The organism is Bordetella sp. 2513F2, from assembly GCF_054642735.1.
In genome coordinates this window covers 4,393,628-4,407,220 of record NZ_CM137755.1, presented here as the reverse complement: position 1 = coordinate 4,407,220, position 13,593 = coordinate 4,393,628, and the positions used below count along the sequence as shown (strand labels likewise).

Genomic DNA, 13,593 nt, shown 5'->3' with positions numbered 1-13,593 from the left:
GTCGCTCTTGTTCAAACCTCGATTCTACCGTGCCTGCGGGCAGGTTATCCACAGGACGGGACGGAATCGTCCCTCTATTGGCGGGCTAACTGTTTGACAAGGCTGAGAAAACTTGATGAAATGATGGGCTTTTGCCGAATTCCCTTTCCATTGGAAGGCGAAGCCAGCGGCACGGCAGCCCCCGCAATCCCGTGCAAGCGCCCCGGTGCAAGCCCCGGTGCAAGCGCTGGCGCCGGTGGCAAGCGCCGGTGGCACACCCTGCGCGCCTGTCCCGGCGAGGCGGGGTCCCCCGGGCCCGGCGCTCTCAAGGGCGCGGGCGGCTGCGGCCTTTCCTTCTGATTTGTTCTTTTCTTTGGAACGTCCATGAAACGCACCTACCAACCTTCCGTCACCCGTCGCAAGCGCACCCATGGTTTCCGCGTGCGCATGAAAACCCGCGGCGGCCGTGCCGTGCTGAACGCCCGTCGCGCCAAGGGCCGCAAGCGCCTGGCCGTCTGAGCCCGGCCGGGCCACGGGTAGCTGCCGGCCTCGTGCCGGCACTTGCCGTTTCCTCTGCCATGCCACGCGCCACGCTGCCTGCGGAGGCGCGCCTGCATCGCCCCTCCGAGTTCGCCGCCGCCCTCAAGGGCCGGCGGCTCGCACGAGGGGCGTATTTCATGGTGAGCGCCGCAGCGCCGCCTGCGTCGGCCGAAGCGCCGGCACAGGCACGCCTCGGGCTTGTCATCGCCAAACGCTATGCTCCCCGGGCGGTCACGCGCAATACGCTCAAGCGCGTCATCCGCGAAGCCTTCCGCGCCCGTCGCCTGGCGCTGCCGCCGCGCGACTACGTGGTGCGGCTGCAGAGCCGGGTCACGGCGGTGAGCCTTACCGAGCTGAAGCGTGCCGCACGCGCAGAAGTGGACGCTCACTTTGAACGCATCGCGCGATGATACGGAGTCTGCTGATCGCGCCCATCCGGTTCTACCGGTATTTCCTCAGCCCGTGGATCGGACGCCAGTGCCGTTTCACGCCCACCTGTTCGGCCTATGCGATCGAGGCCATCGAACGCCACGGGCCCTGGCGCGGTCTATACCTCGCGGCGCGGCGTATCGGCCGCTGCCATCCCTGGTCGGACGGCGGCTACGATCCGGTGCCTCCCGGCGGAAAGTCCGCCAGCCCCTGCTGCAGCGGACACCGTCACCGCACCGGACAGGATTGACGCTAAACTGGCGGGCTTTGCCGGCCCGTACTCACTTCCTCAGGAACCATGGATATCCGACGCACCGTCCTCTGGATGATCTTCTCCTTCTCCCTGTTGCTCCTCTGGAACAACTGGCAGGTCCATAGCGGCAAGCCCTCGCTTTTCGGCACGCCCCCGACCCAGCAGGCCGGCACGCCGGCCCAGGCGCCGGCCGACAACGCCACGCCCTCGGTGCCCAACGTGCCGGCCACGGCGGCCGCCCCCGGCGGCGGCGCCGTACCGGGCACCGCCACGCAGGCGCCAGTGGAGCAATCGCAGCAGGTCGTCGTCAGCACCGACAGCCTGCGCCTGACCTTCGACACGCAGGGCGCGCAGCTCATCCGCGCCGAACTGCTGAAGTTCACGGACGGCGACACGGGCCGCCCCACCGTGCTGCTCGACCGCTCGCCGGAACTCACCTACGTGGCCCAGACCGGCGTGGTCGGCGCCCCGCAGGGCCAGAGCTTCCCCACGCACCAGACCCCGTTCCGCATCACCTCGTCCGAACGGCAGCTCACGGGCGACAGCATGGCGGTGACGTTCGAGGCCGAATCCGGCGGGCTGAAGGTCACCAAGACCTTCACCCTGCATCGCGGCCGCTACGACATCGACGTGCGCCACGATCTCACCAATACCGGCACGGCGCCCGTCTCGCCCGCCCTGTACCTGCAGCTCGAACGCGACGGCAACGATCCCAAGGGCACGTCCAGCTTCTACCATACGTTCACCGGCGTCGCGGTGTACTCGGAGCAGGACAAATTCCAGAAAGTCACGTTCTCCGACATCCAGAAGAACAAGGCCAGCTACATCAAGCAGACCGACAACGGCTGGATCGGCGTGGTGCAGCATTACTTCGCCAGCGCCTGGATCCCGCCGCAGGGCAAACCCCGCACCAACGAGCTGCTGCAGCTGCAACCCAACCTGTATGCCGCCCGCACGGTGGAAGCGGTGGGCCAGGTGGCCCCGGGTTCCACCGCCAGCGTCGATTCGCACCTGTGGGTGGGCCCGCAAGACCAGAAGGCCATGGCGGCGCTCGCCCCGGGCCTGGAACTGGTGGTGGACTACGGCTGGCTCACCATCATCGCCAAGCCCCTCTTCACCCTGATGACCTGGCTGCATGGGCTGCTGGGCAACTGGGGCTGGACCATCGTGGCGCTCACGGTGATCATCAAGGCGGTGTTCTTCCCGCTGGCCTCGGCCAGCTACCGCTCGATGGCCCGCATGAAGCAGGTGGCGCCGCGGCTGCAGGCCCTGAAAGAGAAGTACGGCGACGATCGCCAGAAGCTCAACCAGGCCATGATGGAGATGTACCGCACCGAGAAGATCAACCCGCTGGGCGGCTGCCTGCCCATGGTGGTGCAGATCCCGGTGTTCATCGCGCTGTACTGGGTGCTGCTGGCCAGCGTGGAAATGCGCGGCGCGCCGTGGATCCTCTGGGTGCACGACCTCTCGGTGCGCGATCCCTACTTCATCCTGCCCGCCATCATGATGGGCACGATGTTCCTGCAGATCAAGCTGAACCCCACGCCGCCGGATCCCATCCAGGCCAAGGTCATGATGATCATGCCGCTGGTGTTCGGCGGGATGATGTTCTTCTTCCCGGCCGGCCTGGTGCTGTACTGGTGCGTGAACAATACGCTGTCGATCCTGCAGCAGTGGACCATCACCCGCGGGCTGGAGCGCAAGGCAGCGAACGCGGCCAACAGCTGACGCCCGCCATCCTGAACCGGACGCCGCGCGCGTCCTGATCTGCGGCACCGCATCAAAGGGCCGGCTCCACGGAGCCGGCCCTTTGCTTTCCGACGCGGGCGCACGCCGCCCGGCTGGCAGAGATTACCGGTAAAAACGGGCCGCCATTGGCATTCTGATACACGGCCATGAGGTAAATCTATTTCTCCATGTCACTGGCCACGTCTATGATTGACCGCAGCCTGTGCCTGCGCGCGGGCCTTTACCGGCGTGAGACATTTCAGGGAGAAGCATCATGGACACCGAAGCAAAATGCCCCTTTTCGGGCCACAACGCCACTGCGCCGAAGCCCCGCGCAACCTCCAACCTGGACTGGTGGCCGGAGCAGCTGCGAGTCGACCTCCTGAACCAGCATTCCTCCAGGTCCGACCCCATGGGGCCTGACTTCGATTACGCCAAGGAGTTCAACAGCCTCGACTACGACGCGCTGAAACAGGACCTGCGCGCGCTGATGACAGACTCCCAGGAGTGGTGGCCGGCAGACTTCGGGCACTATGGCGGGCTGATGATCCGCATGGCCTGGCATAGCGCCGGCACCTACCGTACCGGCGACGGCCGCGGCGGCGCAGGGCGCGGCCAGCAACGCTTCGCCCCCCTCAACAGCTGGCCCGACAACGTGAGCCTCGACAAGGCGCGCCGGCTGCTGTGGCCCGTCAAGCAGAAATACGGCCGGAAGATCTCCTGGGCCGACCTGCTGATCCTCGCCGGCAACGTGGCGCTGGAGTCCATGGGATTCAAGCCCCTGGGCTTCGGCGGCGGCCGTCCCGACACCTGGGAACCGGACCTCGACGTGAACTGGGGCAGCGAGAACACCTGGCTGGGCACCGACAAGCGCTACTCGGGCCAGCGCGATCTCGAGAATCCGCTGGGCGCCACCACCATGGGGCTCATCTACGTCAATCCGGAAGGGCCGGAAGGCAACCCGGATCCTGTGGCGGCGGCCCACGACATCCGCGAGACCTTCTCGCGCATGGCGATGAACGACGAGGAAACCGTGGCGCTGATCGCAGGCGGCCACACCTTCGGCAAGACCCACGGCGCTGCGCCCGTGGACAATCTCGGCCCCGAGCCCGAGGCGGCCCCGCTCGAGCAGCAGGGCCTGGGCTGGAAGAGCCGGCATGGCAGCGGCGTGGGCCCCGATGCGATCACCGGCGGCCCCGAGGTCACCTGGACCACCACGCCCACGCAATGGAGCAACGACTTCTTCAAGCACCTGTTCGGCTTCGAATGGGAGCTCACGAAGAGCCCCGCGGGAGCCCACCAGTGGGTGGCCAAGGGCGCGCCGGAGATCATTCCCGATGCCTTCGATCCGCAGAAGAAGATCCCGCCCTACATGCTCACCACCGACCTGTCGCTGCGCTTCGATCCGGCCTACGAGAAGATCTCGCGCCGCTTCATGGAGAATCCGCAGGAGTTCGCCGACGCCTTCGCCCGCGCCTGGTTCAAGCTCACCCATCGCGACATGGGCCCGCGGGCGCGATACCTCGGCCCGGAAGTCCCGTCGGAAGAATTCATCTGGCAGGATCCCGTTCCCGCCGTGACCCATCCGCTCGTCGACGAACAGGACGTGGCCGCGCTGAAGTCCAAGGTGCTGGCTTCGGGCCTCACGGTGGCCGAACTGGTGGGCACCGCCTGGGCCTCGGCCTCCACTTTCCGCGGTTCCGACAAGCGGGGCGGCGCCAATGGCGCACGCATCCGCCTGGCCCCGCAGAAAGACTGGGAAGCCAACCAGCCTGCGCAGCTGGCCAAGGTGCTCGAAACGCTGGGCGGCATCCAGTCCGACTTCAACCGGACGGCCGCCGGCGGCAAGAAGATCTCGCTGGCCGACCTGATCGTGCTGGCCGGGTGTGCGGGCGTGGAAAAGGCTGCCCGCGATGCCGGCCAGACCATCCAGGTGCCGTTCACCCCCGGACGCACCGATGCCTCGGCCGAACAGACCGACGCCGCGTCGTTCGCCGCGCTCGAACCCATCTCCGACGGCTTCCGCAACTACCTGCGCGGCACGTTCGCCGTGCCCGCCGAGACGCTGCTGATCGACAAGGCCCAGCTGCTCACGCTCACGGCCCCCGAGATGACCGTGCTGCTGGGCGGCCTGCGCGCCATCAACATCAACGTGGGCGGCAGCAAGCATGGCGTGTTCACCGACAGGCCGGGCACGCTCACCAACGACTTCTTCGTGAACCTGCTCGACATGGGCACGGCCTGGAAGGCGGTGGGCGATACGTACGAAGGCCATGACCGCAAGACGGGCGCCCTCAAATGGACCGGCACGCGCTTCGACCTGGTCTTCGGCGCGAATTCGGTGCTGCGCGCCCTGGCCGAGGTCTATGGCAGCGCGGATGCGCAAGAGAAGTTCGTCACGGACTTCGTCGCTGCCTGGACCAAGGTGATGAACCTCGACCGCTACGACCTCGCCGCCTGACCGGCGCGGTCCGCAAGGCGCCAGGCACCCGATGCCTGGCGCCTTTTCTTTTTCCGGCGTCAGCGCTGCATGCCCCAGCGGCGCACCGTCATGCGCTCCAGCGTGTCGAACACCAGGTTTTCCACCAGCAGGCCGATCAGCACTACCGCCGCCAGTCCGGCGAACACGCGGTCGGTGTAGAGCTCGTTGCGGTTCTGGAAGATGTACCAGCCCAGGCCGCCTTGCCCGCTCGAGGCGCCGAACACCAGTTCGGCGGCAATGAGCGTGCGCCACGCGAAGGCCCATGCGATGCGCAGCCCGGAAAGGATCGCGGGCAGCGCCGCCGGCACCAGTATCGCCAGCACATAGCGCAGTCCGCCGAGCCCGTAATTGCGGCCCGCCATGCGCAGCGTCTCCGACACGCCCAGGAAACCGGCCAGCATGTTCACCGCCAGGGCCCACAGTACCGAGTGCACCAGCACGAAGATCAGGCTGCCCTGGCCCAGCCCGAACCACAGCATGGCCAGCGGCAGCAATGCGATGGCTGGCAAGGGATTGAACATGGCGGTCAGGGTGGACAGCAGGTCGCGCCCCGCCCGGGTGGACACGGCCACGGTGGTGAACGCGAACGCCAGCACGCATCCCAGCACGTAGCCCTTGAGCAGCACCGAAAGCGAGCCCGCGGCGCGAGCCGGCAGCTCGCCGTCGCGCAGCCCCTGCAGGAATGCCTGCGCCGTCTGCCAGGCGCCGGGCAGCAGCAGGTCGTTGCCGGTGTAGCGCGCGGCGGCCTCCCAGACTATCGCCAGCAGCAGCAGCATGGCGCTCTTGCGTACCCAGCCCAGGGCCAGCACACGCTCGTGCCAGGGCAGCGCCACCTCGGCGACACGGCCGGTGGGAAGCGGCGGCAGCACCAGCTCGAAATCGGGCCGCGCGGGCCGGACGTCCGTATGTGCGGTCATGGCATTCCTCAGGCGGCGCGGCGTACCGGCTCGGGAGCGCGCGGCTCGGCATGGTCGAACAGCAGCGCGTGGATGCGCTGCGCGGCCGACTGGAACGCCGCCGAACCCTGTCCGTGCAGCCCGTATGCCTGGGTGTCGAGTTCGGCACGCACCCGCCCCGGATGCGGCGATAGCAGCAGCACGCGCGAACCCAGCACCAGGGCCTCCTCGATCGAATGGGTGACGAACAACAGGGTGAACGGCGCCTCCTCCCACAAGCCGAGCAGCTCCTCCTGCATGCGGCGGCGCGTGAGTGCGTCCAGGGCAGCGAACGGCTCGTCCATGAGCAGCACGCTGGGCTGCATCGCCAGGGCGCGGGCAATCGCCACGCGCTGCTTCATGCCGCCCGACAGCGTATGCGGATACGCGCCGGCGAAGCCGGCCAGGCCGACTTTGTCGAGGTAATGCAGCGCCCGTTCGTCGGCCTCGGCGCGCCCCAGCTTGCGGGCCACCCGCAGCGGAAACGCCACGTTCTCGCGCACGGTTTTCCACGGCGGCAGCTGGTCGAATTCCTGGAAGACGACCACCCGGTCCGGGCCCGGACCGCGCACCTCGCGCCCGTCTAGGAGGATGCGGCCCTCGGTGGGCGCGATGAAGCCGGCCACGGCCTTGAGCAGCGTGGACTTGCCGCAGCCCGAAGGCCCGAGCAGGATGTAGCGGTCGCCAGGCAGGACGTCGAAGCTCACCTGGTGGGTGGCGCGCACGCGTCGTTCGGCGGTCTTGTACTCGATGCTGACCGCGTCGGCGCGCAGCAGCGGCCGCGGCAGGCGCGGATATTCGGACAGGCGTTGCAGCATGATCAGCTCCCCTCGGCCAGGACGGGATCGTCGAAGAAGTAATCGCGCCAGTCTTGCGGCTTCTGCCTGATGGCCCCCACGCGATGCATGAACTCCGCCAGCGCATAGGTGTTCTGCGGAGCCAGCTTGAACTGCACCTTGGGATTGCGGATGACCTCGAGCAGGAAGGCACGGTCCAGCTTGGTTCCCGTCACGCGCAGGTAGCTGTCGGCCGCCCCTTCGGGATTGGCGCTCACATAGGCTGCCGCTTCGGCCAGGGCCGCCTGGAAGGCGGCATAGGTCTTGGGGTTGTCGCGGCGGAAGGCCTCGGTGGCGAACAACACGGTGGCCGAACTCGGGCCACCCAGCACCTCGTAGGAATCCAGCACCACGTGTGCGTCGGGGTTGCCCGCCAGCTCCTGTTCCTGGAAAGGGGGATTGCCGAAGTGCGCGGTGATCTCGGTCCCTCCGGACAGGATCGCCGCCACGGCGTCCGGGTGCGGCAGCGCCACCGAAATGCGGTCGAGCCGGTTGTACTGCCCGTCGCCCCAGCGCTTGGCGGCAGCCATCTGCAATATGCGCGACTGCACCGACACGCCGACCGCCGGCACGGCGATGCGGTCCTGGTCGGTGAAATCGTCCAGCGTGCGAACCTTGGGATTGTTGCTCACCAGGTAATACGGGAAATTGCCCAGCGACGCCACGCCGCGCACGTTCTGGCGGCCGCGGGTGCGGTCCCAGAGCGTGAGCAGCGGCCCCACGCCGGCGCCCCCGATGTCCACCGCGCCGGAAAGCAGCGCCTCGTTCACCGCCGCACCGCCCGACAGCCGCGTCCACGCAACTTCCACGTCCAGGCCCGCTGCGCGGGCGTGCTTTTCGATCAGCTGGTGGTCGCGCACCACGTTCAGCAGCAGGTACACGATGCCGTACTGCTCGGCGATGCGGATACGGCCGGACTCGGCCGCCTGCGCCGGCGTGGGCGAAGCAAGCGCCACCACGGCGAGGAAAGCGGCCAGCAGGCCGCCGGTCAGGTAACGCGCCAGGCTCGCGCGCAGGAACACCGGATGGGACATGCGGACTTCCTTGATTGTGATTCTGGCAATGGGCGTGCCGTTCAGAACGGCACGTCGCCTTCGATGGTGGTGCGGTACAGCTTGCGACGCAGGTGCGCCGGGCAGCCGGCGGCCAGGTGGATCAGGGAACGGTTGTCCCAGAACACGAGGTCGTGTTCGCGCCAGACGTGGCGATACACGTGCTGCGGACGCACGCTGTGCGCATGCAGCGCGTCCAGGATCTGTCGGCTTTCGTCTTCGGGCAGGCCGACGATGCGGGTCGTGAAGCCCTCGCTCACGAACAGCGCTCGGCGGCCCGTCTCGGGATGGGTGCGCACCACCGGATGCTCCACTTCCTGCACCTGCGCGCGCTGCGCATCGCTCAGTTCCGGCCGCCAGTTGCCTTCGCTCTGCAGGCGCGCGTAGCGGGCCAGGTACGAGTGCACCGCACGGCGGCCCTCGATGGCCTTGCGCAGATGCGCAGGCAGCGTGTCGTAGGCTAGGTGCATGTTGGCAAACAGCGTGTCGCCGCCCTCGCCGGGCAGCTCCTGCGCATGCAGCAGCGAGCCCATCGCGGGCACCGGCTTGTACGAGATATCCGAATGCCAGAGCTTGCCGGCATCGCCCAGGCCGATGGGCTGGCCGTTCTCGATGATGTTGGAGATCACCAGTATCTCGGGATGGCCGGCCAGGTGGAACTGGTGCAGCACGTGGATCATCAGCTGGCCGAAGCGGCGGCTGAACGCGATGTGCTGCTGCGGCGTGATGCGCTGGTCGCGGAACACCAGCACGTGATAGTCGAGGTGGGCGCGATGCACGCGCGCGAAGTCGGCGGGATGCAGCGCCTCCCGCAGGTCCAGGCCGATGATCTCGGCGCCGGTGGCGCAGTCGAAAGGCCGGATCTCGAAATCCTGGCGCGGGGCGTCGGCCTGCGGTGCCGGCACAGGAGGAACCGGGCGCGCGGCAGCGCCCTGCGGGGCAATGCTGAGGGACATGTATCGCTCCGGGAGGCCGCGAAACGCGGCCCGGCGTGGGAGACCGGCACCATGCCGGTCAGGAGCGAGTCATTATGCAAAGCTGGCATCCGCGGACGAACGAATTAATCCGCGTTAGAAAAAAGCCCCGCGTCATATGGACTGCGGGGCATATGCTTATACGCACGGCGCGCGCCGGTCAGCCCTTGGGCAGGTAAGCCTCGACCAGCTTCACCCAATAGGTGGCGCCCACCGGCAGCAATGCGTCGTTGAAGTCGTAGTTGGAGTTGTGCAGCTGGCAAGGGCCCATGCCATGGTAGGAGGCCAGGCGATGCTCGCCCTCGCCGTTGCCCAGGAAGAAATAGCAGCCCGGCACCTTCTCCAGGTAGAAGGAAAAGTCCTCGGCCCCCATGAAGGGCGGGATGTCCTCCTCGACCTGCTCGTCGCCGAATACCTCGCGCGCCACGCCGGCGGCGAACGCGGTTTCCTTCTCCCAGTTGACCAGCGGCGGATAGGCGCGCACGAAATGCAGTTCGCCCGTGCCGCCATATACCTGCGGCAGCGTGGTGGCGATGCGGCGCATGTCGGCCTCGATCTTGTCCAGCGCATCCACCGAATACGTACGCACCGTGCCGCGCAGCACCGCTTCGCCGGGAATCACGTTGTAGGCGTCGCCCGCGTGGATCTGGGTGATGGTCAGCACGGCGGTGTCGAGCGGATCGCGGCTGCGCGAGATCACGGTCTGCAGGGCCTGCACCATCTCGGCGGCGATCACGATGGGATCCACCGAACGGTGCGGCTGCGCCGCATGGCCGCCCACGCCCTTGATGACGATGTCCCAGCGGTTGCTGGACGCCATCAGCGGGCCTACGCGGAAGCCGAAACGGTTGGCCGGCATGCCGGGCATGTTGTGCAGCCCGAATATCGCGTCGCACGGGAATCGATCGAACAGGCCGTCTTCCATCATGGCGCGCGCGCCCGCGTTGCCGCCCTCTTCGGCCGGCTGGAAGATGAAGTTCACCGTGCCGTCGAAATTGCGGTGCCGGGCCAGGTATTCCGCCGCCCCCAGCAGCATGGTGGTATGGCCGTCGTGGCCGCAGCCGTGCATGCGGCCCGGCACGGTGGACTTGTGCTCGAAACGGTTGAGTTCGGGCATGGGCAGGGCGTCCATGTCGGCCCGCAGGCCGATGCTGCGCCCGGAAGAACCGGCGCGCAGCACGCCCACGACGCCGGTCTTGCCCAATCCGGCATGCACTTCCAGGCCGAGGTCTTGCAGGCGCTGCGCCACCAGGGCCGAAGTGCGCGTTTCCTCGAACGCCAGTTCCGGATGGGCATGGATGTCGCGCCGCAGGGCCGTGAGGCCGGCATGCGCGCGTTCGATTTCGTCTAGGGTCTTCATGGGGAAATCCTGTGGGTATTGCCGGGCATGCTTTTCTTTTATCACATGCCGGCGCCGGCCCCGTCGTTGAGGTGGCAGGCGCTGTGATGGCCCGGCGCCACGGCGCGCAGCAGGGGCTGCTCGGCCTTGCAGCGCGGCATGGCGTGCGGGCAGCGCGGATGAAAGGCGCAGCCGGTGGGCGGCGCCAGGGGCGAGGGCAGTTCGCCCCGGATGGGCCGATAGCTGCGCCGTCCGGGCACGAGCGTGGGCAGCTCGGCCAGCAGGGCCTGGGTGTAGGGATGGTTGGCGCCGGCGAACACCGTCTCGGCGGGCGCCAGCTCGACCACGCGGCCCAGGTACATGATGGCCACGCGATCGGAGATGTGGCTCACCACCCCCAGGTTGTGGCTGATGAAGAGGTAGGTGAGATCGAATTCGTCGCGCAGCCGCTCGAAGAGATTGAGCACCTGGGCCTGGATGGATACGTCCAGCGCCGCCACGGCCTCGTCGCACACGATCACGCGCGGCTTGAGCGCCAGGGCGCGCGCGATGCCGATGCGCTGGCGCTGGCCGCCCGAGAACTGGTGCGGATAGCGCTGCGCATAGGAGGGGTCCAGGCCCACCTGGCGCAGCAGTCCGGCCACATAGTCGCGGCGCTCGCCGGCGCGGATCAGGCCATGCGCCACCGGCGCCTCGCCCACGATGTCGGCTACGCGCATGCGCGGGTTGAGCGAGGCATAGGGATCCTGGAAGATCATCTGCACGCCCAGCTCGTACTCCCGGCGCTGCGTGCGGGGCAGCGCCGCCACGTCGCGCCCCCCGTAGTGGATGCTGCCGGCCGTGGGCCGCAATATGCCTGCCGCCATGCGGCCCAGCGTGGACTTGCCGCAACCGGATTCGCCCACGATGCCGATGACTTCGCCCGGTCGCACGTCCAGGTCCACGCCATCGACGGCATGGACCACCTGGGTCCGCAGCCCCGCGCCGAACAGGTTGGCGATGCGGCCGGCCAGGTCCACCGGCTGCACGAAGCGCATCTGCACCGCGCGCAGCGACAACAGCGGCGCGCCGGCAGGAGCGGGGGAAAGAGGGGGGTGGGAAAGCGGCATATCCATCACGCAGCTCCGGCGTGCCAGCAGCGCACCCAGTGCCCCGGTCCGTGCGCCACGGGCTCGGGGGCAACCTCGCAGGCGGCGCTGGCGCGCGGGCAGCGTGCCCGGAACGCACAGCCGGCCGGCAGGTCCAGCAGCGAGGGCGTCATGCCCGGGATCTGCGCCAGCGGCTGGCCGCGCCGACCGGGCGTGGGGATCGAGGCGATCAGCCCATGGGTATAGGGATGCAGCGGCCGGCCGATCACGTCCGCGGTGCTGCCCGTCTCGACGATGCGCCCCGCATACATCACGGCCACGCGGTCGGCCAGCCCGGCCACCACGGCCAGGTCGTGCGTGATCCAGATCAGCGCGGTGCCGGTGTCGCGGCACAGGTTCTGCATCTCGTACAGGATCTGCCCCTGGATGGTGACGTCCAGCGCCGTGGTGGGCTCGTCGGCGATGACGAGCCGCGGCTGGTTGAGCAGGGCGATGGCGATGGCCACGCGCTGCCGCATCCCGCCCGACAATTCATGCGGATAGGCGCGCAGCCGCTCCTGCGGCGCCGGGATGCCCACCATGGAGAGGGCCTGGAGCGCCCGTTCGCGCGCCTGCGCGCGGCTCACGCGGCGATGCGCCAGCACGGTCTCGATCATCTGCGTGTCCACGCGCAGGACCGGATTGAGCGTCATCATCGGGTCCTGGAAGATCATGGCGATCTCGTTGCCGCGCAGCGCGCGCCACCGCGCCGGCGAGGCCTGCCGCAGGTCGGTGCCGTCAAAGAGGACCTCGCCTTCGACCACGCGGCCCGGCGGATCCAGCAGGCCCATCAGCGAGAAGCCCGTGATGCTCTTGCCCGAGCCCGACTCGCCCACCAGGCCCAGGATCTCGCCGCGGTCGAGGTGCAGGTCCACGCCGTCCACGGCGCGCACCACGCCCGCGCGCGTCGGGAACTGCGTCTTGAGCCCACGCACCTCCAGCACGCGCCCGGCGGCGCTGCGGTCTGCGGTTGCGGCTGCCACGGCTTGCTGCATGCGGGTCCTCTAGTTGGCGTTGCGCGGGTTGAGCACGTCGCGCAGGTGGTCGCCCACCAGGTTGATGGCCACGATGGCCACCGCCAGCGCGATGCCGGGGAAGAACGAGATCCAGTACTGGCCCGACAGCAGGTATTCGAACCCATTGGCGATCAGCATGCCGAGCGAGGGCTCCGTCACCGGCACGCCCACGCCCAGGAACGACAGCGTGGCCTCCAGCGCGATGGCGTGCGCGAGGTCGATGGTGGCGATGACGATGAGCGGCGGCATGCAATTGGGCAGCACGTGGCGGAACAGGATGCGCCCGGCGCCCAGCGACATGCAGCGCGCCGCCTCCACGTATTCCTTGCCGCGCTCGACCAGGGCCGCGCCGCGCGCCGCGCGCGCGAAATACGCCCACTGCACCACCACCAGCGCGATGATGACCTTGTCCACGCCCTTGCCCAGGATGGCGAGCAGGATCAGGGCCACCAGGATGGCAGGGAACGACAGCTGGATGTCCACGATGCGCATCAGCAGCGCGTCGATGCGGCCGCCGAAGTAGGCCGCCACGAGCCCCACCGCCGCACCGATGGCGAAGGCCGCGGTCACCGAGACGAAGCCCACGAGCAGACTGGTGCGCAGTCCGTACAGGATGGCCGAGAGCAGGTCGCGCGCCTGTCCGTCGGTGCCCAGCCAGTACGTGGTCGAGCCGTCCATGCTGGCGCTGCCCGGCGGCATCTTGGAATCCATGATGTCCAGCGTGCCGATGTCATAGGGATTCTGCGGCGCGATCCAGGGCGCGCAGAGGGCCGCGCCTACGGTCAGCAGCAGCACCGCCAGGCCGAGCACGGCCAGCTTGCTGGCGAAGAAATCGGCGGCCAGCCGGCGCCACGGCGATTCGGCCACGGCCGCGGGCGGGACGGCGGGATCAGGCATTGCGGG

13 protein-coding genes are annotated in these 13,593 nt (G+C 68.3%); 5 read left to right on the top strand and 8 right to left on the bottom strand.

The annotated features are described in order from the left end of the window. The first annotated feature begins 363 nt into the window (after positions 1–363). From rpmH to katG, 5 genes are all read left to right on the top strand, one after another. Positions 364–498 (top strand): 50S ribosomal protein L34, encoded by a 135-nt coding sequence (rpmH, locus tag ACYBYQ_RS20875; RefSeq protein ID WP_003800771.1) that lies wholly within the window; start codon positions 364–366, stop codon positions 496–498. 59 nt (positions 499–557) lie between these two features. After that, positions 558–929, top strand: a complete 372-nt coding sequence (locus ACYBYQ_RS20870; protein WP_459616321.1) for a ribonuclease P protein component — start codon at positions 558–560, stop codon at positions 927–929. After that, positions 926–1,198, top strand: a complete 273-nt coding sequence (gene yidD, locus ACYBYQ_RS20865) for a membrane protein insertion efficiency factor YidD (RefSeq protein ID WP_459616320.1) — start codon at positions 926–928, stop codon at positions 1,196–1,198. Before ACYBYQ_RS20870 ends, yidD begins: the two co-directional genes overlap by 4 nt. Positions 1,199–1,246: 48 nt before the next feature. Continuing rightward, a complete protein-coding gene (gene yidC / locus ACYBYQ_RS20860; protein WP_459616319.1) occupies positions 1,247–2,929 on the top strand; it encodes a membrane protein insertase YidC in 1,683 nt (560 codons plus the stop codon). A 274-nt stretch (positions 2,930–3,203) separates the two neighbouring features. Beyond that, positions 3,204–5,390, top strand: coding sequence for a catalase/peroxidase HPI (katG, locus tag ACYBYQ_RS20855; protein ID WP_459616318.1), 2,187 nt, complete (start codon positions 3,204–3,206; stop codon positions 5,388–5,390). A gap of 59 nt (positions 5,391–5,449) precedes the next feature. Here katG and ACYBYQ_RS20850 read toward each other — a convergent pair whose 3' ends face one another. The 8 genes from ACYBYQ_RS20850 to ACYBYQ_RS20815 all read right to left on the bottom strand — a co-directional run bounded on the left by ACYBYQ_RS20850 (position 5,450) and on the right by ACYBYQ_RS20815 (position 13,587). After that, positions 5,450–6,328, bottom strand: a complete 879-nt coding sequence (locus ACYBYQ_RS20850) for an ABC transporter permease (protein ID WP_459616317.1) — start codon at positions 6,326–6,328, stop codon at positions 5,450–5,452. Between the two features lie 8 nt (positions 6,329–6,336). Next, on the bottom strand, positions 6,337–7,164 hold the full coding sequence (locus ACYBYQ_RS20845) for an ABC transporter ATP-binding protein (RefSeq protein ID WP_459616316.1): 828 nt from the start codon (positions 7,162–7,164) through the stop codon (positions 6,337–6,339). Positions 7,165–7,166: 2 nt separating this feature from the next. Continuing rightward, a complete protein-coding gene (locus tag ACYBYQ_RS20840; RefSeq protein WP_459616315.1) occupies positions 7,167–8,216 on the bottom strand; it encodes an ABC transporter substrate-binding protein in 1,050 nt (349 codons plus the stop codon). 41 nt (positions 8,217–8,257) lie between these two features. Continuing rightward, on the bottom strand, positions 8,258–9,190 hold the full coding sequence (locus tag ACYBYQ_RS20835) for a TauD/TfdA dioxygenase family protein (RefSeq protein ID WP_459616314.1): 933 nt from the start codon (positions 9,188–9,190) through the stop codon (positions 8,258–8,260). Positions 9,191–9,368: 178 nt separating this feature from the next. Further along, on the bottom strand, positions 9,369–10,568 hold the full coding sequence (locus ACYBYQ_RS20830) for a M20 aminoacylase family protein (RefSeq protein ID WP_459616313.1): 1,200 nt from the start codon (positions 10,566–10,568) through the stop codon (positions 9,369–9,371). 41 nt (positions 10,569–10,609) lie between these two features. Then, positions 10,610–11,656 carry an ABC transporter ATP-binding protein gene (locus ACYBYQ_RS20825; protein WP_459618840.1) on the bottom strand — a complete coding sequence of 349 codons (1,047 nt, stop codon included), beginning with the start codon at positions 11,654–11,656 and terminating at the stop codon, positions 10,610–10,612. Positions 11,657–11,661: 5 nt separating this feature from the next. Continuing rightward, a complete protein-coding gene (locus ACYBYQ_RS20820; protein ID WP_459616312.1) occupies positions 11,662–12,657 on the bottom strand; it encodes an ABC transporter ATP-binding protein in 996 nt (331 codons plus the stop codon). A gap of 21 nt (positions 12,658–12,678) precedes the next feature. After that, complete coding sequence (locus tag ACYBYQ_RS20815; protein ID WP_459616311.1) at positions 12,679–13,587, bottom strand: ABC transporter permease; 909 nt, start codon at positions 13,585–13,587, stop codon at positions 12,679–12,681. Positions 13,588–13,593 lie beyond the last annotated feature (6 nt).